The organism is Paraprevotella xylaniphila YIT 11841, from assembly GCF_900683745.1.
In the GTDB taxonomy this organism is placed as follows: Bacteria; Bacteroidota; Bacteroidia; order Bacteroidales; family Bacteroidaceae; genus Paraprevotella; species Paraprevotella xylaniphila.
The window spans coordinates 2,050,752-2,068,920 of sequence record NZ_LR215980.1 but is presented as its reverse complement, the minus strand read 5'-3'; the positions used below and the strand labels follow the sequence as shown (position 1 = coordinate 2,068,920).

At 48.9% G+C, this 18,169-nt stretch carries 18 protein-coding genes and 2 riboswitches; of the genes, 16 read left to right on the top strand and 2 right to left on the bottom strand.

Features of this window, described 5'->3' with window-relative positions:
• Nucleotides 1-223: 223 nt before the first annotated feature.
• Nucleotides 224-434, bottom strand: a riboswitch (cobalamin riboswitch).
• Nucleotides 435-469: 35 nt separating this feature from the next.
• Nucleotides 470-2,137 carry an ABC transporter ATP-binding protein gene (locus E0E47_RS08870; protein WP_367400915.1) on the bottom strand — a complete coding sequence of 556 codons (1,668 nt, stop codon included), beginning with the start codon at nucleotides 2,135-2,137 and terminating at the stop codon, nucleotides 470-472.
• On the bottom strand, nucleotides 2,131-3,024 hold the full coding sequence (locus tag E0E47_RS08865; protein WP_008626838.1) for an NAD kinase: 894 nt from the start codon (nucleotides 3,022-3,024) through the stop codon (nucleotides 2,131-2,133). The genes E0E47_RS08870 and E0E47_RS08865 overlap by 7 nt, the downstream gene beginning before the upstream one ends.
• 103 nt (nucleotides 3,025-3,127) lie before the next feature.
• On the opposite strand from E0E47_RS08865, the gene E0E47_RS08860 reads away from it, so the two are divergent.
• The 16 genes from E0E47_RS08860 to E0E47_RS08785 all read left to right on the top strand — a co-directional run bounded on the left by E0E47_RS08860 (nucleotide 3,128) and on the right by E0E47_RS08785 (nucleotide 18,165).
• Nucleotides 3,128-3,841, top strand: coding sequence for a pyridoxine 5'-phosphate synthase (locus tag E0E47_RS08860; RefSeq protein ID WP_008626836.1), 714 nt, complete (start codon nucleotides 3,128-3,130; stop codon nucleotides 3,839-3,841).
• A gap of 19 nt (nucleotides 3,842-3,860) precedes the next feature.
• Nucleotides 3,861-5,132, top strand: a complete 1,272-nt coding sequence (locus E0E47_RS08855; protein WP_130893492.1) for a mechanosensitive ion channel family protein — start codon at nucleotides 3,861-3,863, stop codon at nucleotides 5,130-5,132.
• A 36-nt stretch (nucleotides 5,133-5,168) separates the two neighbouring features.
• Nucleotides 5,169-5,729, top strand: a complete 561-nt coding sequence (locus E0E47_RS08850; protein WP_130893491.1) for a DJ-1 family glyoxalase III — start codon at nucleotides 5,169-5,171, stop codon at nucleotides 5,727-5,729.
• The gene (locus E0E47_RS08845) at nucleotides 5,726-6,412 is read left to right on the top strand and encodes a 2-C-methyl-D-erythritol 4-phosphate cytidylyltransferase (RefSeq protein ID WP_130893490.1); all 687 of its coding nucleotides are present in this window, start codon (nucleotides 5,726-5,728) and stop codon (nucleotides 6,410-6,412) included. The genes E0E47_RS08850 and E0E47_RS08845 overlap by 4 nt, the downstream gene beginning before the upstream one ends.
• 3 nt (nucleotides 6,413-6,415) lie before the next feature.
• Nucleotides 6,416-8,512 (top strand): ATP-dependent DNA helicase RecG, encoded by a 2,097-nt coding sequence (gene recG, locus E0E47_RS08840; protein WP_008626829.1) that lies wholly within the window; start codon nucleotides 6,416-6,418, stop codon nucleotides 8,510-8,512.
• A 127-nt stretch (nucleotides 8,513-8,639) separates the two neighbouring features.
• A complete protein-coding gene (ndk, locus tag E0E47_RS08835; protein ID WP_008626828.1) occupies nucleotides 8,640-9,101 on the top strand; it encodes a nucleoside-diphosphate kinase in 462 nt (153 codons plus the stop codon).
• Nucleotides 9,102-9,140: 39 nt separating this feature from the next.
• Complete coding sequence (locus tag E0E47_RS08830; RefSeq protein WP_130893489.1) at nucleotides 9,141-10,034, top strand: peptidoglycan DD-metalloendopeptidase family protein; 894 nt, start codon at nucleotides 9,141-9,143, stop codon at nucleotides 10,032-10,034.
• Between the two features lie 495 nt (nucleotides 10,035-10,529).
• The gene (locus E0E47_RS08825) at nucleotides 10,530-11,069 is read left to right on the top strand and encodes a DUF1599 domain-containing protein (protein ID WP_008626819.1); all 540 of its coding nucleotides are present in this window, start codon (nucleotides 10,530-10,532) and stop codon (nucleotides 11,067-11,069) included.
• A complete protein-coding gene (locus E0E47_RS08820; RefSeq protein WP_130893488.1) occupies nucleotides 11,062-13,146 on the top strand; it encodes a BT_3928 family protein in 2,085 nt (694 codons plus the stop codon). The genes E0E47_RS08825 and E0E47_RS08820 overlap by 8 nt, the downstream gene beginning before the upstream one ends.
• A gap of 85 nt (nucleotides 13,147-13,231) precedes the next feature.
• Entirely contained in the window at nucleotides 13,232-13,765 is a 534-nt protein-coding gene (locus tag E0E47_RS08815; protein ID WP_232038380.1) for an SPOR domain-containing protein, read from the top strand.
• A 4-nt stretch (nucleotides 13,766-13,769) separates the two neighbouring features.
• Complete coding sequence (folE, locus tag E0E47_RS08810; protein ID WP_008626816.1) at nucleotides 13,770-14,357, top strand: GTP cyclohydrolase I FolE; 588 nt, start codon at nucleotides 13,770-13,772, stop codon at nucleotides 14,355-14,357.
• 116 nt (nucleotides 14,358-14,473) lie between these two features.
• A complete protein-coding gene (locus E0E47_RS08805; RefSeq protein ID WP_130893487.1) occupies nucleotides 14,474-14,956 on the top strand; it encodes a ferritin in 483 nt (160 codons plus the stop codon).
• Between the two features lie 137 nt (nucleotides 14,957-15,093).
• Nucleotides 15,094-15,186, top strand: a riboswitch (TPP riboswitch).
• Nucleotides 15,187-15,252: 66 nt separating this feature from the next.
• On the top strand, nucleotides 15,253-15,450 hold the full coding sequence (gene thiS / locus E0E47_RS08800) for a sulfur carrier protein ThiS (protein ID WP_130893486.1): 198 nt from the start codon (nucleotides 15,253-15,255) through the stop codon (nucleotides 15,448-15,450).
• Nucleotides 15,451-15,516: 66 nt separating this feature from the next.
• The gene (locus tag E0E47_RS08795; protein ID WP_008626803.1) at nucleotides 15,517-16,293 is read left to right on the top strand and encodes a thiazole synthase; all 777 of its coding nucleotides are present in this window, start codon (nucleotides 15,517-15,519) and stop codon (nucleotides 16,291-16,293) included.
• A gap of 13 nt (nucleotides 16,294-16,306) precedes the next feature.
• The gene (gene thiH / locus E0E47_RS08790) at nucleotides 16,307-17,443 is read left to right on the top strand and encodes a 2-iminoacetate synthase ThiH (RefSeq protein ID WP_008626802.1); all 1,137 of its coding nucleotides are present in this window, start codon (nucleotides 16,307-16,309) and stop codon (nucleotides 17,441-17,443) included.
• Nucleotides 17,437-18,165 (top strand): HesA/MoeB/ThiF family protein, encoded by a 729-nt coding sequence (locus E0E47_RS08785; protein ID WP_130893485.1) that lies wholly within the window; start codon nucleotides 17,437-17,439, stop codon nucleotides 18,163-18,165. The genes thiH and E0E47_RS08785 overlap by 7 nt, the downstream gene beginning before the upstream one ends.
• Nucleotides 18,166-18,169 lie beyond the last annotated feature (4 nt).

Here is an 18,169-nt window from a genome sequence, read left to right as displayed (position 1 = left end):
AAATTGATTGATAGCAGATAGCATGGCAGACGCAAGGGCGAATCGCTTCGGCCTTTGGAGGGGGTTAAATAAACGTTATCGTGTGACAGGCATCTTCCAAGCGTCATGTTCTGAAAGGTGCCACATTCGTCCGTTATGTTGCGGACGAAATAAGCCGATCCTTGTGATAGAAAAGACGGTTCTTAGAATCTGAGTGGAATCATCGCCTAACCCTCGAAGCGAGATGCCGCAGTTTGAACAGGCAGGTTTTCTGACTTATTCCCGTATCAAAAACCTTCCCGACCCCGTGATGGATTTGAGGCAGTGGTATGAGTCTTCCTTTTGATACGCTTTCTGGAATTTACAGCAGCGGGACTGTCCGGGATTTCCACCCGATTCCCTTTTCATCCGGAATGCCGATCGGCAGACAGGACACCTGTTTCGGGGCAAAGATAGTGTTTTTGCGTGGGTTGGCCAAAGTTTTTCCTTTTTATTTGCAGAGTTTCAATACGCGTGTTTCTGATGTAATGATGTTCATCCGGTGAGTGACAAAAATCAAGGTCTTATCGCCATAATGGCTACAGATATTTTGCCATAGCCGTTTCTCGGTTGCGGTGTCGAGTGAGGAAGTGGCTTCGTCGAATAGTAATATACCGCCCGGACGCAGTAAAGCGCGGGCGATGGCAACACGTTGCGACTGTCCTTCGCTTAATCCCGTGCCTTGTTCGCCGCAACGGCTGTCCAGGCCTTCGGGTAGTTGGAATACGAAATCGGCGCAGGCGTGGGCAAGTGCGGCTTGCATCTCTTCATCTGTGGCGTGCGGGTTGCCGAGCAACAGGTTTTCCCGTATGGTACCGCTAAAGAGGGTGTTTCCCTGTGGGACGTATGTGAAGCAGGAGCGGGTACCTGCGTTGCATTCGGATTGCCTGCCATGGTTGTCGTATAATATGATTTTTCCCGCAGTGGGGTGGATTAAGGAAAGCATCAGGCGTATTAAAGTCGTTTTCCCTGCACCGGTTTCCCCTATCACGGCCGTATGGCTGCCTGGCGGGAAATCGTAGGTGAAATCTTGCAGCACGTGGCGGCCTCCCTTATCGTATGCGTATGAGACCTGATGGAAGCGTATGCCGGAGGGCGAACCCATCCGGGTTCCTTCGGGATACTTTTCCAAGGGGATTTCTTCCAATTGCATGAGGCGTTCGCCGGCTGTAAAAGCATTGACGAAAATAGGAATGAAACGGCTCATGTCCCGGAACGGTCCTTGTATTTGTCCTACAAGTTGGATAAAGGCTATCATCATGCCGTAGGTGATCGTCCCTTCGTGCAGCCGGGCGGCTCCCCAAAGAAAGGCCACGAGGTAGCACCCCATGAATCCGGCACTGAGGAAAGACGAGGAGATGGACGAAAAGCGGGTGCGCGTCTTGATTTGGTCACGTAAGTCCTGTTGTATGTTATCCAACCGTTGTACCATAACGGACTGTTGTTCCAATGTCTGTACAATCATCTGGTGCTGTATCGTTTCTTGCAGTATGCTTTGGATACGGCTGTCCGTATTCCTGATTTCGCGGGTCAGTTTGCGCATACGTTTCATATATACTTTGCTCAATACCATGAAGAGCGGAATGATGGCCACAGTGAGACAAGCCAATGAAGCATCCATGGAATACAGGAATAAGAACGCGCCTGCCAACCGTATGCACACGGCGATAATGGAAGGAGCCGTTTCGGTGACGGCATTCACCACGTCGGTGACATCTCGCTCTAGCCTGTTCAGGAGGTCACCGCTGTGGCGTCGGTTCCGGTCTTTCCACTCGCTGTGGAGCAAACGGTCGAAATAGAATCGTTGCATGTGGTTTTGTGCCTTGACTCCCAAAATGGCCTTGACCCAACGTGAAGCGAAATGGATGCAGAGCTGTGACAACAGGATACCGATGAGTAGTGCGGCGGCTATGGATAAACTTCCGGGGGCTTTATAGGTCGCGATGTCGATGGTCCATTTGGTGGCAGCGATGAACATGAAATCCAACAATACGGTGGAACAGCCGAGCAGGGTGTTCAGTCCCGTTTGCAGTCGGTGGTGTCGCAGGATATTCCACAGCCATTGGAGCAAACGTAGGGTGGAATAGGTTGACGTAGAGGAGCGAAAGGCGTTCAACATGATTCTTCCCTTGGGTCGGCACCCCACATGAGTTTCTCACGTAAGGTGGAGTAAAACGAATGGTTCTTGCGTTGCAATACCTTTATATTATAAGGAGCTCGACGAAGGATGAGGCGTGTGGCTTCGGTGCAGGCTTCGCTGCGTCCGTCTATAGCCACGAGGAAATTATGGTTGCGGGATTCTACCGACAGGGTAAGTTCCACTTGGTCGCGGAGCGTGATGGGGCGTGCGTTCAGGCTGTGGGAGGCTACGGGTGTAATGCAGAATGTACCGGATTGGGGCACGATGATGGGGCCTCCTACGCTCAAGGCATAACCGGTGGAACCGGTGGGCGTGTTGATGATGAGGCCGTCAGCCTGATAAGTGGCCAGAAATTCGCCATTCACTTCCACCCGGATGGAAATCATGGAGGAATTGTCCCGTTTCAGGACGGCCACTTCGTTCAGGGCGTATGGGTATCCGGAGAGTTCCGGACCTTCGTATTTTACTTCGATGACGCTACGCTCGTCAATTTTGTATGTGTGGTTGTAGATGTCGTCGATGCATTCATTGATTTCTTCCGGAGACACGTCGGCTAAGAAGCCGAGCCGCCCCATGTTGATTCCTAATATAGGTATGTCTTTATTTCCCACCCGGCTGGCTGCGGCCAGAAAAGTACCGTCACCTCCCATGCTGACTGCGATGTCAGCCTGAAAGTCGCTGTCTGATATTAGTCCGGTAGGGATGACATCGAAATGAAGTTCCTGTTTAAGGTAAGTGTAGAAAGCCGTGTCAATATAGAGTTCGGCTCCACGGGCGGTCAACAAGGAAATGAGTTGTTTGACCGAAGCCGACTTTTTAGCTTGATAGATGTTGCCGAACAGGGCGAATTTGAGTCTTTCTGCCATTCTCCTAATATTAATTAAGACTTTTACTGCGGTTATAGAGCCGCAAATATAGTATTTTTTTCTAACTTTGCCCTATTGGTGACAAATTATAATTGAAAGAGAAATGACGAAATTAAGTGTGAACATTAATAAGGTGGCTACTCTGCGTAATGCGCGGGGAGGCAATAATCCGGACGTCGTGCAGGTGGCATTGGATTGTGAAAAGTTCGGGGCACAGGGCATCACGGTGCATCCCCGTCCCGATGAGCGCCACATCCGTTACCAGGACGTGTATGACCTAAAAGCTGTTTTGCGTACGGAGTTCAACATCGAAGGCAATCCGGTGGACAAGTTCAATGATTTGGTGTTGAAAGTACGACCCACACAGGTAACATTGGTGCCCGATGCCCCCGACCAGATTACGTCGAATACGGGTTGGGACACGAAAAAGAATCTTTCGTTTCTGACGGAGATCATAGGGGAATTTAAGGAAAAAGGGATTCGTACTTCCGTTTTTGTCAATGCCGAAGCGGAGATGGTGGAATATGCGGCAAAAGCGGGGGCGGACCGGGTGGAACTTTATACGGAGCCGTACGCTTCGGCTTATGCAGGAAGTCCGGAGGATGCTGTCCGTCCTTTCGTGGAGGCAGCACGGACGGCTCGCGGTTTGGGGTTAGGGCTGAATGCCGGTCATGACTTGAGCTTGGAGAACTTGAAATACATGCATGAACAGATAGGGTGGATTGATGAAGTAAGCATCGGTCACGCACTGATTTGTGACGCTTTGTATCTCGGGTTGGAAGAGACCGTCAAGCGCTATCTGGAGTGTTTGAAATAGAAAATCCGGACGTGTCGGAATGATGGAAATGGACTTGCAAGGATGGTTGACAAGCGTGTTGGCTTCGTGGGGATTGGTTTCGGTAGCTAGTGTCTTGACGCACGGAGTCATGTTGGTCTTGTTGGTAGGTGTAGCTTTTCTGGCTGATGCGGTTTGCCGTTGTTTCTTGCTGAAGGCTGTGGCTCGTTTGGTGAAGCATACCAAGGCTACGTGGGACGATGTGGTATTCGACCATAAGGTGATGGTACGGTTGAGCCGTATGGTGGTGCCGGTGGTGATATATTGCTTTGTACCCGTAGTTTTTGCCGATACGAATGGAAGTACGGTTGATTTTGTCCGACGAATCAGTTTTGTATTTATTGTTCTTTCTTTTTTGGGTTTTATTCATGCTTTTTTAAGGGCTGTTTATAGTGTCTATAGCGATAAGGAAGCCTTTCGGAACCGTCCTTTGAAGAGTTTGTTGCAGACACTTCAGGTGGTGGCATGGTTCGTGGGCGGTATAATCATGCTCAGCGAGCTGATAGATAAGGATCCCGTTTCGCTGTTGGCTGGATTAGGTGCTTCGGCTGCTGTTTTGATGTTGGTTTTTAAAGATACCATTATGGGGTTCGTCAGTGGGGTACAGTTGTCGGCCAATGATATGCTGAAAGTGGGAGATTGGATAAAAGTGCCCAAATATGATGCCGACGGGGTCGTGACGGAAGTGACGCTGAACACCGTGAAAGTCCGTAATTGGGACAATACCGTGACCACGGTACCGCCATACGTCTTAGTCAGTGACTCGTTTCAGAATTGGAATGCGATGCGCGAAAGCGGCGGACGTCGTATCAAACGGTCTGTCAATATAGATATGAGCAGTGTGAAGTTTTGTACGCCGGAGATGTTGGAGCGTTTTCGCAAGATAAGTTTGCTGAAAGACTATATAGAAAGGAAAGAACAGGATTTGCAGGATTATAATGCGGCTCATTCCATCGATGATACCGTAAAGGTCAATGGCCGCCGCCAGACCAATTTAGGGGTGTTCCGGGCTTATTTGACGGCATACTTGCGGAGCTTGCCTTATACCAATCAGGAACTGCATTGCATGGTCCGCCATTTGCAGCCGACGGACAGGGGAATTCCTGTGGAACTGTATTTCTTTTCGACGGTGAAAGACTGGATTCCTTATGAAGAAATCCAGGCCGATGTCTTCGACCATGTCCTGGCAGTGATTCCGGAGTTCGACTTGCGGGTTTTCCAATCACCTTCGGGAGCGGATGTGCAACGCATGGCGTGGCAAGAGAAGAATTGATTTAACTTATAAATATTCATTATTAAATACAGAAGGATGGAAACAGTATATTTGTTTTTTGCCGAAGGCTCGGAAGAAGTGGAAGCTTTGGCTGTGGTAGATATTTTGCGCCGTGCAGGAGTGGAAACCCGTATCGTTTCGGTGACGGGCGACAAGATGGTGACCGGGTCGCATGGCATCCGTGTTGAGGCCGATATGTTGATAGAAGAAGTTGATTTTTCCAAGGCTGCCATGTTGGTATTGCCTGGCGGGTTACCCGGTTCATACAATCTGGCCGGACACGAAGGTCTGGCCGAAGGTATCATGCAGCAGTATAAGGCAGGTAAACCGTTGGCGGCTATTTGTGCGGCTCCTTTGGTCTACGGTCGTATGGGATTGCTGAAAGGACTGAAGGCGACTTGCTATCCCGGATTTGAAGAGAACTTGGAAGGGGCTTCTTATACAGGTAATCTTGTGGAGGAGGACGGCTTGTTCATTACCGGAAAAGGGCCGGCTGCCGTATTTGAATTCGGTTATGCCATCGTGGCCAAGCTGGCCGGTCAAGACAAGGCGGAAGCCGTGAGAAACGGAATGTTGTACAACGAAGTGGCTCGATGAAGAAATATGCGATCGTGGTGGCCGGAGGGAAAGGACTGCGTATGGGGGGCGAAATTCCCAAGCAGTTCATTCCGGTCCAAGGTCGACCGGTGTTGATGCGGACGTTGGATGTATTTCATGCCTATGACGAAAGTGTGGAACTGATTGTGGTATTGCCGGTTGCACAGCAGGGCTATTGGAATGAATTGTGTCGTGAATATGACTTCCGCATTCCTTATCATTTGGCCGACGGAGGAGAGACACGCTTTCATTCTGTGGCCAACGGTTTGGCAGAGGTGCCGGATGGGGAAACGGATGCTTTGGTGGCCGTGCACGATGGCGTACGTCCTTTTGTGTCTCGTGAAGTCATTGCGGCATGTTATGAATCTGCTTTCCGGGAACGTACTGCCATACCTGTTGTCGAAGTCGTGGAGACACTGCGTTGTCTGGAATCCAACGGGGCGGAGGGAGACAGTATAACCGTAGACCGTGCACAATATCGTTTGGTGCAGACCCCGCAGGCTTTTCGGGCCGATGTGCTGAAAACCGCTTACCGGCAAGAATACCGTCCGTTTTTCACCGACGATGCTTCTGTGGTGGAAGCTATGGGGGTACAGGTGAAGTTGGTGCCGGGCAACCGTGAGAATATAAAGATAACCACACCTTTCGATTTAAAGGTAGCCGAAGCTCTTTTATCTGATTGACCGATGATAGACCTTGATCGCCAAGACATCAAGTTCCTGCCGGGAGTGGGGCCGCAGCGTGCCAAACTGCTCGGAGATGAGTTGCAAATCCGTACTTTGCATGATTTGTTGTACACCTTTCCTTATAAGCATATAGACCGTACGCGGCTTTATTATATCCATGAGTTGACGGCCGATATGCCTTACGTGCAGATTCGCGGTCAGATATTGAGCTTTGATACGGAGGGAGAGGGGCGGAAACGGCGTTTGGTGGCTCATTTTACCGATGGGCAGGGAGTTGTGGACTTGATTTGGTTCAATGGCATAAAATATATTTTGTCAGCCTATAAGACGCGGACGGATTATATCGTGTTCGGGCGGCCGAGTGTTTTCAACGGGCGAATCAACATCGCTCATCCTGATGTGGACAAGGCCGATGAATTGCGTTTGAACACAATGGGGCTTCAGCCTTATTACACGACTACGGACAAAATGAAACGGGCCGGACTGAATTCCCGTTCTATAGAACATTTCACGGCGACTTTGTTTGAACGTTTGGATGCCGAAATCCCGGAAACCTTGCCGCCTTATTTAGTAAGCGCGTTGAATCTGGTGTCTTTGGATGAAGCACTTCGCCATGTGCATTATCCGACTTCTGCGGAAGATTTGCGGAAGGCACAATTCCGTTTGAAGTTCGAAGAACTTTTCTATATTCAATTGAATATAATAAAGTATGCGCGTGAGCGTCGGCAGAAATATCGTGGTTATGTGTTTGCCCGTGTAGGCGAGTTGTTTCATACGTTTTATGAAAAGAATCTGCCGTTTGAGCTGACCGGGGCGCAAAAAAGAGTCATTCGTGAGATTCGTCAGGACATGGGGAGCGGCCGGCAAATGAACCGTTTGTTGCAAGGCGACGTAGGCAGCGGGAAGACACTGGTGGCCTTGATGAGTATCTTGATTGCTTTGGACAATGGTTTTCAGGCTTGTATCATGGCACCTACCGAGATTCTGGCGGAGCAGCATTATGTGACTTTCCAGAACTTGTTGTCCGGGATGCCCGTTAGGGTGGAACTGCTGACAGGGACGGTGAAAGGAAAGCGGCGACAGGCTGTTTTGGACGGATTGAAAGACGGTGAGGTACGGATTCTGGTCGGGACGCATGCCGTGTTGGAAGACACGGTGCTTTTTAAGTCTTTGGGCATGGTCGTGATAGACGAGCAGCATCGTTTCGGTGTGGCTCAGCGCGCCCGTTTGTGGGCTAAAAACAGCAATCCTCCTCATGTACTGGTGATGACGGCCACGCCAATACCCCGTACCTTGGCCATGACCTTGTATGGCGACCTCGACGTGTCGGTTATCGACGAGCTGCCTCCCGGGCGCAAGCCGATTCAGACGGTTCATCAGTTTGACAATCGGCGGGAGAGCCTGTACAGGGGGCTGCGTTCGCAGTTGAACGAAGGCCGGCAGGCATACGTGGTATACCCGTTGATTAAGGAAAGCGAGAAGATGGACATCAAGAACCTTGAAGAGGGGTATGAGCAGTTGTGCCGCGATTTGCCGGAATATAAGATAAGCCGGGTGCATGGTAAAATGAAAGCTGCAGAGAAGGAGGCCGAGATGCAAGATTTCATTTCAGGGAAGACCCAGATACTGGTGGCGACTACTGTGATTGAGGTCGGAGTGAACGTACCGAACGCTTCGGTCATGGTGATAGAGAATGCCGAACGTTTCGGACTGGCGCAGTTGCATCAGTTGCGTGGACGGGTGGGACGTGGAGCCGACCAGTCCTATTGCATTTTGGTCACCAAATATCAGCTTTCGGCGGATACACGCAAACGTATTCAAATCATGACGGAGACGAACGACGGGTTTGAAATAGCCGAGGCGGATTTGAAGTTGCGCGGTCCGGGCGATTTGGAAGGCACGCAGCAAAGCGGGGTTTCGTTTACGTTGAGGTTGGCCAATTTGGCACGTGACGGACAGGTGCTGCAGTTGGCGCGGGAGACGGCCGAAAAAGTGTTGGACGATGATCCGCATTGCGCAGCTTCAAAGAATGATATTCTATGGAGACAGTTAAATAAATTAAGGAATAAGACTGTGAATTGGGGGGTGATTTCTTGAAAAAATGATCTTTGGAGGAAAAATACTGTTAATTTTCTTGGGCTTTTGTTATGGAAAGATTATCTTTGTCGCCGTTAGTGTTTAGAATACGCTAATTAAATATGTTTAATTCAAAAAGTCTATATTCATGGAGAAAACCTTGGTCTTGTTAAAACCTTGTACATTACAGAGGGGGCTTGTAGGAGAAGTTATCAACCGTTTCGAGAAGAGAGGATTGAGGTTGGCCGGAATGAAAATGATGCAATTGACAGATGCGATATTGAACGAACATTATGCTCATTTGCGCGAGAAGTCATTCTTTCAGATTTTAAAGGATTCCATGATGTCGACTCCCGTGATTGCATGCTGCTTCGAAGGTATTGAGGCCGTAAACGTAGTACGGGCGATGGCAGGGGCTACAAATGGCAGGAATGCCCTTCCGGGCACTATTCGTGGTGACTATTGTATGAGTAACCAACAAAATATCGTCCACACGTCCGATTCATTGGAGAATGCGAAAATAGAATTGGCGCGTTTCTTCAAGCCGGAGGAGATTTTTGAGTACGAATCTTCCAATTTGGGTTATTTGTATGCCTTAGATGAATTATAATAAGAGAAGATAAGCGAACTTTATAATATTAATAATTAAATGTTTTTCAATTTCAAAAGACTTAAGACAGGAGCTGTAGTGGTTTTGGCCGTGCTTAGTTTGCCGGTATCAGGGCAAGATTTGTTGGCTCGCCAGGCACCTATAGACAAAAAGATGAGAGCCATAGATTCTGTCGCTTTACAGCGTTTGGTAGGTGACGAACAGCTTGAAAATCCCGCGTTTGGTCTTTATCCCGATTGGAACAACCAATATGCCCATCGTTATGATGTAGAATTGCCGGAAGAATACAAGATAGACTTGCGGCATTTCTGCATGCCGACGCCGAGCACGAGAATTACTTCTAATTACGGTTATCGTGCAAGTTTCCGTCGTCAGCATAAAGGGTTGGACATCAAGGTGTACATCGGGGATACCATACGTTCGGCGTTTAGCGGAAAAGTGCGTATCGTGGATTACGAAAGAAGAGGATACGGGAATTATATTGTTATCCGCCACCCTAATGGTTTGGAAACGATATACGGCCATTTGTCCAAACACCTTGTGAAGGAAAACCAAATTGTGAAAGCAGGAGAACCTATTGGCTTGGGAGGAAATACGGGACGTTCTACCGGTTCTCATTTGCATTTTGAAACACGTTTCTTGGGGCAAGCCATCAACCCGGCTGAAATGTTTGATTTCGTGGCTCAGGACGTGACGGGGGATTATTACATCTTCCGTTCCAATAAAGGAAAGTCTGAATTGGCAAAGAACGAGACAAATGTCCGGCCCAAACCTACTGCGAGGCCTCGTTCTAAAGTGCACCGTGTGAAATCGGGTGAGAACCTTTCGGTTATTGCTTCAAAATGTGGGACGACGGTTGCTAAGTTATGTAAGTTGAACGGAATAACCCGGACTACGGTACTCCGTCCGGGACAAATACTTAAGTATTCATAAGCATTAGATTTAATAAGCAAGGAAGAGGTGCTCCGTAAGGTCGGGACATCTCTCTTTTGCTGTTTATTTGGGGGTGAGGACGGTTGAAGTAAACGGGTTTTAATCTCCTGAGAACGATTTTTTTGTTCTGCTGAGAATGATTTCATCCTGCGCCAAATGATTTTTTCGTCATGAGCTGCGTGAGGTGTCGAGGACTGTAGGGCGTTCGTTGTTTTCACTCTGCTTACAATATGAAAAATACAGGGATAGGTTCGCATCCTTCAGACTTCTTCTGTTTCAGTTATTTATGGTGAACTTTCTTATCCGGTAACTTTCACCTTGTTTTCACCGTTAGCATTCTTGCTTTTTAGGAAATACTTGATGTACACTGTGTTATGGTGAAAGAACATGAAAAGGCCGTTCGCGTTTGCGTATTCTACGGTCTCTTTTTGTTTTATTCGATGATTTGTACTACCTTTGCACATTGCATGTTGTGGTATGCCTAAACGGTAAAATATGGATACACAAGGACAATTTGAGCAAATAATGAAGGAGTGTCGGGAGCTGTTCGCCAAAAAGTTGCATGATTACGGTGCGGCGTGGCGTATCATGCGTCCTGCTTCGGTGACGGATCAGATATTTATCAAGGCCAATCGTATCCGTAGTTTGGAAGTGAAAGGGGTCTCGTTGGTCGGTGAGGGCATCCGTCCGGAGTTCATGGCTATCGTGAATTACAGTATTGTCGGCCTGATACAGTTGGAGTTGGGCTATGCCGATGCGGAAGATATGGCAGCTGAATGTGCTTTGGAATATTATGACAAATATGCGGGGCTTTCACTCGCTTTGATGTTGAAGAAAAACCACGATTACGATGAGGCCTGGCGCGGCATGCGCATCAGTTCTTATACAGACCTTATCCTGATGAAGCTTTACCGGACCAAGCAGATTGAGGCTTTGGCGGGGCAGACTTTGGTGTCGGAGGGAGTGGATGCCAACTACATGGACATGATGAATTATGCCGTATTCGGGCTGATAAAATTGACGTTCGGTGAATAGGTTGGGATATAAATTACGTTGGGTTGCCGTGAATGTCAGCCGTTTGTTGTTGGCTGTGACTTTCGTCTTCTCTGGATTGGTGAAAGTGGTTGACCCGCGTGGTACCCAATATAAATTCGACGACTATTTTCAGGCATTCGGTTGGTCGGAATGGATTCCCGGTTTTTTGCCGCTCTGGTTGGCGGTCCTTTTGGCTGTATTTGAATTTTGTATAGGGATATATCTATTCTTTGGCATACGTCGACGTACGACTTCCTGGCTTTTTTTGTTGTTCATGAGTGTGATGACTCCTCTGACGCTTTATCTGGCTTTGGCCAATCCCGTGTCAGACTGCGGATGTTTCGGAGATGCCGTGTCGTTGACGAACTGGGAGACGTTCGGCAAGAATGTCGTGCTGTTGGGCTTATCCGTGCTTGTTTTTCGTTACCGTCGGTTGATGGTGCGCTTTGTTTCCGAACGCAACCAGTGGATGATTTCCCTCTATTCTATCTTTTTTGCCTTTGTTCTGGCGGGTTTCTGTATCTATTATCTTCCGGTTTTCGATTTCCGTCCTTATCATATCGGAGTAAACCTGCCCCAAGCGATGGTGGTTCCGGAAGGAGAGGAGGAGCCGGAGTATCTTACGACATTCGTACTTGAAAAGGATGGAGTAAAGAAAGAATTCACTACGGAAGATTATCCCGAGGATACGGCCTGGCATTTTGTGGATAGCCGGACGGTGTTGGTGAAAGAAGGATATGTGCCCCCCGTACATGATTTTTCGATTATGACGTGGCCTGATGGTGAGGATATCACGGAGCAGGTTTTGTCGGACAAAGGATATACTTTCTTATTAATCTCTCCTTATCTGGAGTTTGCGGACGACAGCAATATAGACCGTATCAATGAACTCTATGATTATTGCGGCGAACATGGTTATGCCTTTTATTGTCTGACGGCATCCGGTGATGGCATGATTGGGCGATGGCAGGATTTGACGGGGGCGGATTATCCTTTTGGCATGACGGATGAAATCACTTTGAAAACCATCGTGCGCTCCAATCCCGGGTTGGTGTTGTTGAAAGAGGGTACGGTGTATAACAAATGGAGTTGTAACAACCTTCCGAAAGAAGAGGACCTGAATATGCCGTTGGAAGATAGTGAATTGGGGCGTTTGCAGTCGGCATCGCGGATGATGACGACGCTGCGTGTCGTCCTATGGTTCCTTGTCCCTCTGTTTGTGTTGGTGTTTGCCGACCGGATATGGATAGGAAGCAAGATGTATAGGCGAATGAAACATAAAAATAGAATTATCAACCTTTTAAAAAGAAAAGAAATGAGAAAGAAAATTGTAGCAGGTAACTGGAAGATGAACCTGAATTTGCAGGAAGGTGTAGCTTTGGCTACTGAGTTGAATGTGGCTTTGGCTGCCGACAAACCAAATTGTGACGTGGTCATCTGTACACCGTTTATTCACTTAGCTTCCGTAGCCGCAGTATTGGATGCCCAGACTATCGGCTTGGGTGCAGAGAATTGTGCAGACAAGGAAAAAGGTGCATACACTGGCGAAGTGTCTGCCGAGATGGTAAAATCTACCGGTGCGCAGTATGTCATCTTAGGCCATTCGGAGCGTCGTGCTTACTATGGCGAGACAGCTGAAATCCTGAAAGAGAAAGTAAACTTGGCTTTGGCCAATGGTTTGAAAGTCATTTTCTGTATCGGCGAGGTACTGGAAGAGCGCGAGGCAGACAAGCAGAACGAAGTGGTGAAGGCTCAGTTGGCCGGTTCTTTGTTCGATTTGACGGCAGAACAGTTCTCCAACATCATTTTGGCCTACGAACCGGTATGGGCTATCGGCACGGGAAAGACGGCTACGGCTGAACAGGCGGAAGAGATGCATGCTTTCATTCGTACGACTATTGCCGAGAAGTTCGGCGTTGAGGCTGCCGAGAATGTTTCTATCCTTTATGGTGGAAGCTGCAAGCCTTCGAACGCAAAAGAGATTTTTGCAAAGCCCGACGTGGACGGTGGTTTGATTGGTGGTGCTGCTTTGAAGTGTGCAGACTTCAAGGGTATCATTGATGCTTGGAAAGCTTAATCAGAGTAGAAAAACGGAGTCATTCCGAGGTCGCCTTTGTGTCTCGGAATGGCTCTCTTTTATGGTTTTATATTCAAAAGGCTATATGATGAAAAGATTCTTCCTATCGTTGTTTTGGTGTGCCGTAAGTTGGCTTCAGGTTTCAGCGCAACAGAAGTTTGTGGACAAGTTGGTGAAGCCTGTGGACGGGCAGGGGACGGTACGTGTGATTCAGGATGCCGAGATTACCCGGATGGTAAATGGCACAGGGGCGGGGAATGAAAATTCCACTTCACTTGCGGCTTCCGGACGTATATCCCAGTCGATAACGGAGAATGGTAATTCATCTGTAGGCCATAAGCCCGTACGGAAAATGAAAGCCAACGGCTACCGGATTCAGGTTTATGCGGGGGGGAACTCCAGGACAGCCCGCCAGGAGGCGCAACGGATGGCCGGAAAAGTGAAGAGTTACTTCAGCGACATGGCTACTTATACCCATTTCCAGAGTCCGCGTTGGATTTGCAGGGTGGGTGATTTCAGAACGTACGAGGAGGCCAATCAGGCTTTGCACGAATTGCGTGCAACCAAGCAATTCGATGAGGCATTGATTGTAAAATCTGTAATTCAAATACCTTATTGAACAGATGGAATGTCAGGTTTATAACGAAACGGTACAACGGGAATTAGAAACCCACTATAAGGCTGTTCTGGCTTTGTTGGGTGAAGATACCGAACGTGAAGGATTGCAAAAGACGCCTTATAGGGTGGCCAAGGCGATGCAGACGTTGACGCGGGGATATGCCGAAGATCCGAAAGAGATTCTGAATTCGGCCAAGTTCAAGGAAGACTACCGTCACATGGTGATAGTGAAAGACATAGATTTCTTCTCTTTGTGCGAACATCACATGCTGCCTTTTTACGGGAAAGCGCATGTGGCTTATATACCCAATGGATACATTACGGGGTTGAGCAAGATTGCCCGTGTGGTGGACAGCTTTTCCCATCGTCTTCAGGTACAGGAAAGGATGACGCTCCAGATTCGGGATTGCATACAAGAAGCGTTGAACCCGTTGGGCGTGATGGTCGTAGTGGAAGCTCGGCACATGTGTATGCAGATGCGTGGAGTGGAAAAGCAAAATTCGGTGACTACGACCAGTGATTTTACAGGAGCGTTTAATCAGGCTAAAACCCGGGAGGAGTTTCTCAACCTTATTCATCGTGATTCTCTATAACAATCCGTAAAATTAAGAATAAATAGCTGACATGATGATGAAATCGGGTGTTCTGGCACTGTAGTTGTAGTTTACTATAATAAAGTGAAGTTGTTTAATTTTTAATATATACGAATATGATTTCAGACAAATTGCAGAAAGCTATTAACGAACAAATCGTGGCCGAGATGTGGTCGGCTAACTTGTATTTATCCATGTCCTTCTATTTGCAGAGGGAAGGTTACGACGGTTGTGCCGCATGGATGAAGAAACAGTCTCAGGAAGAATTGGAGCATGCTTACGACATGGCGAATTACGTCATCAAACGTGGTGGAGTGGCCAAGGTAGATAAGATTGATGTGGTTCCACAGGAATGGGACGGTGTATTAGGCGTTTTTGAAAATGTGTACGAGCATGAATGTCAGGTATCCAAGTTAATTGAAAACGTGGTGAAAGTGGCTTCCGAAGAAAAGGATATGGCTTCTCAGGATTTCTTGTGGGGATACGTGCGTGAGCAAGTGGAAGAGGAATCTACGGCGCAAGGTATTTTGGAAAAGATCCGTAAAGCCGACAAGGCCGCTTTGCTGTTCATTGACGATAAGTTAGGACAGCGGTTATGATTCGTGGGTAGTATTTATATGCCACATATAAGGAAATCGTTTCTCGATTGTGTCGGGGAACGATTTTTGTTTTCTTTTTGTTATAAAATGATAGCGGAGTGTTACGTTATTTCCCTTTTTTGCGTATCTTTGTCCGAGTAAAGACAAAGGGGTGCCCGGACAGGGGCTGAGATTATACCCTCGAACCTGATGCAGTTCGTACTGCCGTAGGGATTGGATTTCCATTATCTTTCCATATTGCCGTTTGTGGTGCTTCTTTGTACTTGCTTTTTCAGAAATCATTAAAAGTAGATGAAATGAAAATTTTGGTGAATAACAAAGAAGTGGAAACGGCTGCCGTTTCGATTTCTGCATTGATGGAAGAACTATCGCTTCCGTTTCAGGGGGTGGCTGTGGCCGTGGAGAACCGTTTGGTGCCCCGTACCCAGTGGGCCGATTATGTGTTGACCGAGGGGGTGAGCATTGTCGTTATCAAAGCGGCATGCGGAGGGTAGCGTCCGGTTGGTATTTGTAGGACACTGGTGTTCAAGAATTTTAATTTAATATCATAGCATAGGACAATGGAAAAATTAGTCATAGCAGGACGGGAGTTTGCTTCCCGTTTGTTTTTAGGTACAGGTAAGTTTGATTCCAACGACCTGATGGCCCGTTCCATCATGGCTTCCGGAACGGAAATGGTGACGGTAGCCATGAAGCGTATCGAACTGGAAGACAAGGAGGATGACATGCTGAAGCATATCGTGCGTCCCGAGATACAATTATTGCCGAACACGTCGGGTGTCCGGAATGCCGAAGAAGCCGTGTTCGCAGCCCAGATGGCACGCGAGGCATTCGGTACGAACTGGTTGAAGTTGGAAATTCATCCCGACCCACGTTACCTGTTGCCCGATTCCACGGAGACCCTGAAGGCCACGGAGCAGTTGGTGAAGTTGGGCTTTGTCGTATTGCCTTATTGTCAGGCCGATCCTACGCTTTGCAAACATCTGGAAGAAGCCGGAGCGGCCACAGTCATGCCTTTGGGAGCACCCATCGGGACAAACAAGGGATTGCAGACCCGTGATTTCCTGCGTATCATCATAGAGCAGGCCAATGTGCCGGTTGTCGTGGATGCCGGTATCGGGGCACCCAGTCATGCCGCCGAGGCCATGGAGATGGGAGCTTCTGCCTGTTTGGTGAATACGGCCATAGCCGTGGCCGGCGACCCGGTGGCGATGGCCATGGCTTTCAAGCAGGCTGTGGAATCCGGACGTATGGCATACGAAGCCGGATTGGGATTGCAGGCAGACAGTTTCGTGGCAGAGGCGAGTTCGCCCCTGACGGCATTTTTGAACGACTAAACGGGAAGAAGATATGTTTTCGGACGAATTGGAAAAGATTTCATGGGAGGAAACCACGGCGCGGATCAATGCCAAGACGGAAGCCGACGTGCGCCGTGCCCTCTCGAAAGCACATTGTGACGTGGACGATTTCATGGCTTTGGTGTCTCCGGCAGCCGCTCCCTATTTGGAGACAATGGCGCGGTTGAGCCGTAAATATACCGAAGAGCGTTTCGGCAAGACCATGTCCATGTTCATACCTTTGTATATCACCAACTCCTGCACCAACTCCTGCGTGTATTGCGGTTTCCATATCAGCAACCCGATGCGCCGCACCATTCTGACGGAGGAGGAGATAGAGAACGAATACAAAGCCATCAAGAAGTTGGCACCTTTCGAGAACCTCTTGATCGTGACGGGAGAGAATCCGGCCAAGGCGGGCGTGCCTTATCTGGCGCGTGCCTTGGATTTGGCCAAACCCTACTTCAGTAACCTGAAGATAGAAGTGATGCCGCTCAAGGCCGAAGAGTATGAAGAACTGAAGGCACACGGGATGAACGGAGTCATTTGCTTCCAGGAAACGTATCACAAGGCAAACTATAACATCTACCATCCCCGGGGCATGAAGTCGAAATTCGAGTGGCGTGTCAACGGTTTCGACCGCATGGGGCAAGCCGGTGTGCATTCCATCGGGATGGGGGTACTCATCGGACTGGAGAAAGAATGGCGCACGGACATTACGATGATGGCTTACCATTTACGTTATTTGCAGAAGCATTATTGGCGGACGAAATACAGTGTGAACTTCCCCCGTATGCGGCCCTCCGAGAACGGGGGCTTCCAACCGAATGTCGTCATGAGCGACCGTGAACTGGCCCAAGTCACTTTTGCCATGCGTATTTTCGACCACGATGTGGACATTTCCTATTCCACACGCGAACCGGCGGCCATCCGTGACCACATGGCCACGTTGGGCGTGACCACGATGAGTGCGGAAAGCAAGACGGAACCGGGAGGATATTATACCTATCCGCAGGCGTTGGAGCAGTTCCATGTGAGCGACGAACGCACAGCCGTGGAGGTGGAGAAGGCATTGAGAAAGGCCGGTCGTGAACCGGTATGGAAGGATTGGGATGCCAGTTTCGATTTGCAATCTTATGTAAAATGCTGACCATGTCTGGGATGGAGGATAAAAAGTTAGGGCGCTACGAACGCCAGATCATGTTGCCGGAAATCCGTACCGGAGGGCAGGAACGCTTGCGGGCGGCGCGGGTGTTGGTTGTCGGGACGGGCGGGTTAGGCTCTCCCGTCTCGCTCTATCTGGCCGGTGCCGGAATAGGGCACATCGGGTTGGTGGATGATGACGAGGTGAGTACTACCAATTTGCACCGCCAAGTTCTTTATGCGGAGGCGGAAGTGGGGCTGCCCAAGGTGGTGTTGGCTGCCCGTCGGTTGCGTGCATTGAACAGCGATGTGGACGTGAAGCCGTACGCTTGTCGTCTGACACCGGATAATGCCGCCGGTATGATTCAAGGCTATGACATTGTGGTGGATGCTTGTGACAATTATCCGACCCGTTATCTTTTGAATGATGTTTGCAGGGCACAAGGTAAGCCATACGTTTACGGTGCCATCGAAGGGTTCTGTGGCCAGGTGTCCGTCTTCTGTCGTACTGCGGAAGCGAAGAGCTATCGGGATTTGTATCCGGACGAAGAGGCGGCGTATCGGTTGCCTCCGGCTTTTAAAGGCGTTGTGGGCATGACCCCGGCGATAGTAGGCAGTGTGCAGGCTCACGAAGTGATGAAGTTGGTTTGCGGTTACGGCGACGTGCTAGACGGCCGCTTGTGGACGATAGATTTGCGTACGATGCAGTCATACGTCATCGAACTTTAACCCC

Coding starts and splice junctions, on each gene's coding strand:
- E0E47_RS08870 (WP_367400915.1), bottom strand. CDS start 2,137: ATGTTGAACGCCTTTCGCTCCTCTACGTCAACCTATTCCACCCTACGT.
- E0E47_RS08865 (WP_008626838.1), bottom strand. CDS start 3,024: ATGGCAGAAAGACTCAAATTCGCCCTGTTCGGCAACATCTATCAAGCT.
- E0E47_RS08860 (WP_008626836.1), top strand. CDS start 3,128: ATGACGAAATTAAGTGTGAACATTAATAAGGTGGCTACTCTGCGTAAT.
- E0E47_RS08855 (WP_130893492.1), top strand. CDS start 3,861: ATGATGGAAATGGACTTGCAAGGATGGTTGACAAGCGTGTTGGCTTCG.
- E0E47_RS08850 (WP_130893491.1), top strand. CDS start 5,169: ATGGAAACAGTATATTTGTTTTTTGCCGAAGGCTCGGAAGAAGTGGAA.
- E0E47_RS08845 (WP_130893490.1), top strand. CDS start 5,726: ATGAAGAAATATGCGATCGTGGTGGCCGGAGGGAAAGGACTGCGTATG.
- recG (WP_008626829.1), top strand. CDS start 6,416: ATGATAGACCTTGATCGCCAAGACATCAAGTTCCTGCCGGGAGTGGGG.
- ndk (WP_008626828.1), top strand. CDS start 8,640: ATGGAGAAAACCTTGGTCTTGTTAAAACCTTGTACATTACAGAGGGGG.
- E0E47_RS08830 (WP_130893489.1), top strand. CDS start 9,141: ATGTTTTTCAATTTCAAAAGACTTAAGACAGGAGCTGTAGTGGTTTTG.
- E0E47_RS08825 (WP_008626819.1), top strand. CDS start 10,530: ATGGATACACAAGGACAATTTGAGCAAATAATGAAGGAGTGTCGGGAG.
- E0E47_RS08815 (WP_232038380.1), top strand. CDS start 13,232: ATGATGAAAAGATTCTTCCTATCGTTGTTTTGGTGTGCCGTAAGTTGG.
- folE (WP_008626816.1), top strand. CDS start 13,770: ATGGAATGTCAGGTTTATAACGAAACGGTACAACGGGAATTAGAAACC.
- E0E47_RS08805 (WP_130893487.1), top strand. CDS start 14,474: ATGATTTCAGACAAATTGCAGAAAGCTATTAACGAACAAATCGTGGCC.
- thiS (WP_130893486.1), top strand. CDS start 15,253: ATGAAAATTTTGGTGAATAACAAAGAAGTGGAAACGGCTGCCGTTTCG.
- E0E47_RS08795 (WP_008626803.1), top strand. CDS start 15,517: ATGGAAAAATTAGTCATAGCAGGACGGGAGTTTGCTTCCCGTTTGTTT.
- thiH (WP_008626802.1), top strand. CDS start 16,307: ATGTTTTCGGACGAATTGGAAAAGATTTCATGGGAGGAAACCACGGCG.
- E0E47_RS08785 (WP_130893485.1), top strand. CDS start 17,437: ATGCTGACCATGTCTGGGATGGAGGATAAAAAGTTAGGGCGCTACGAA.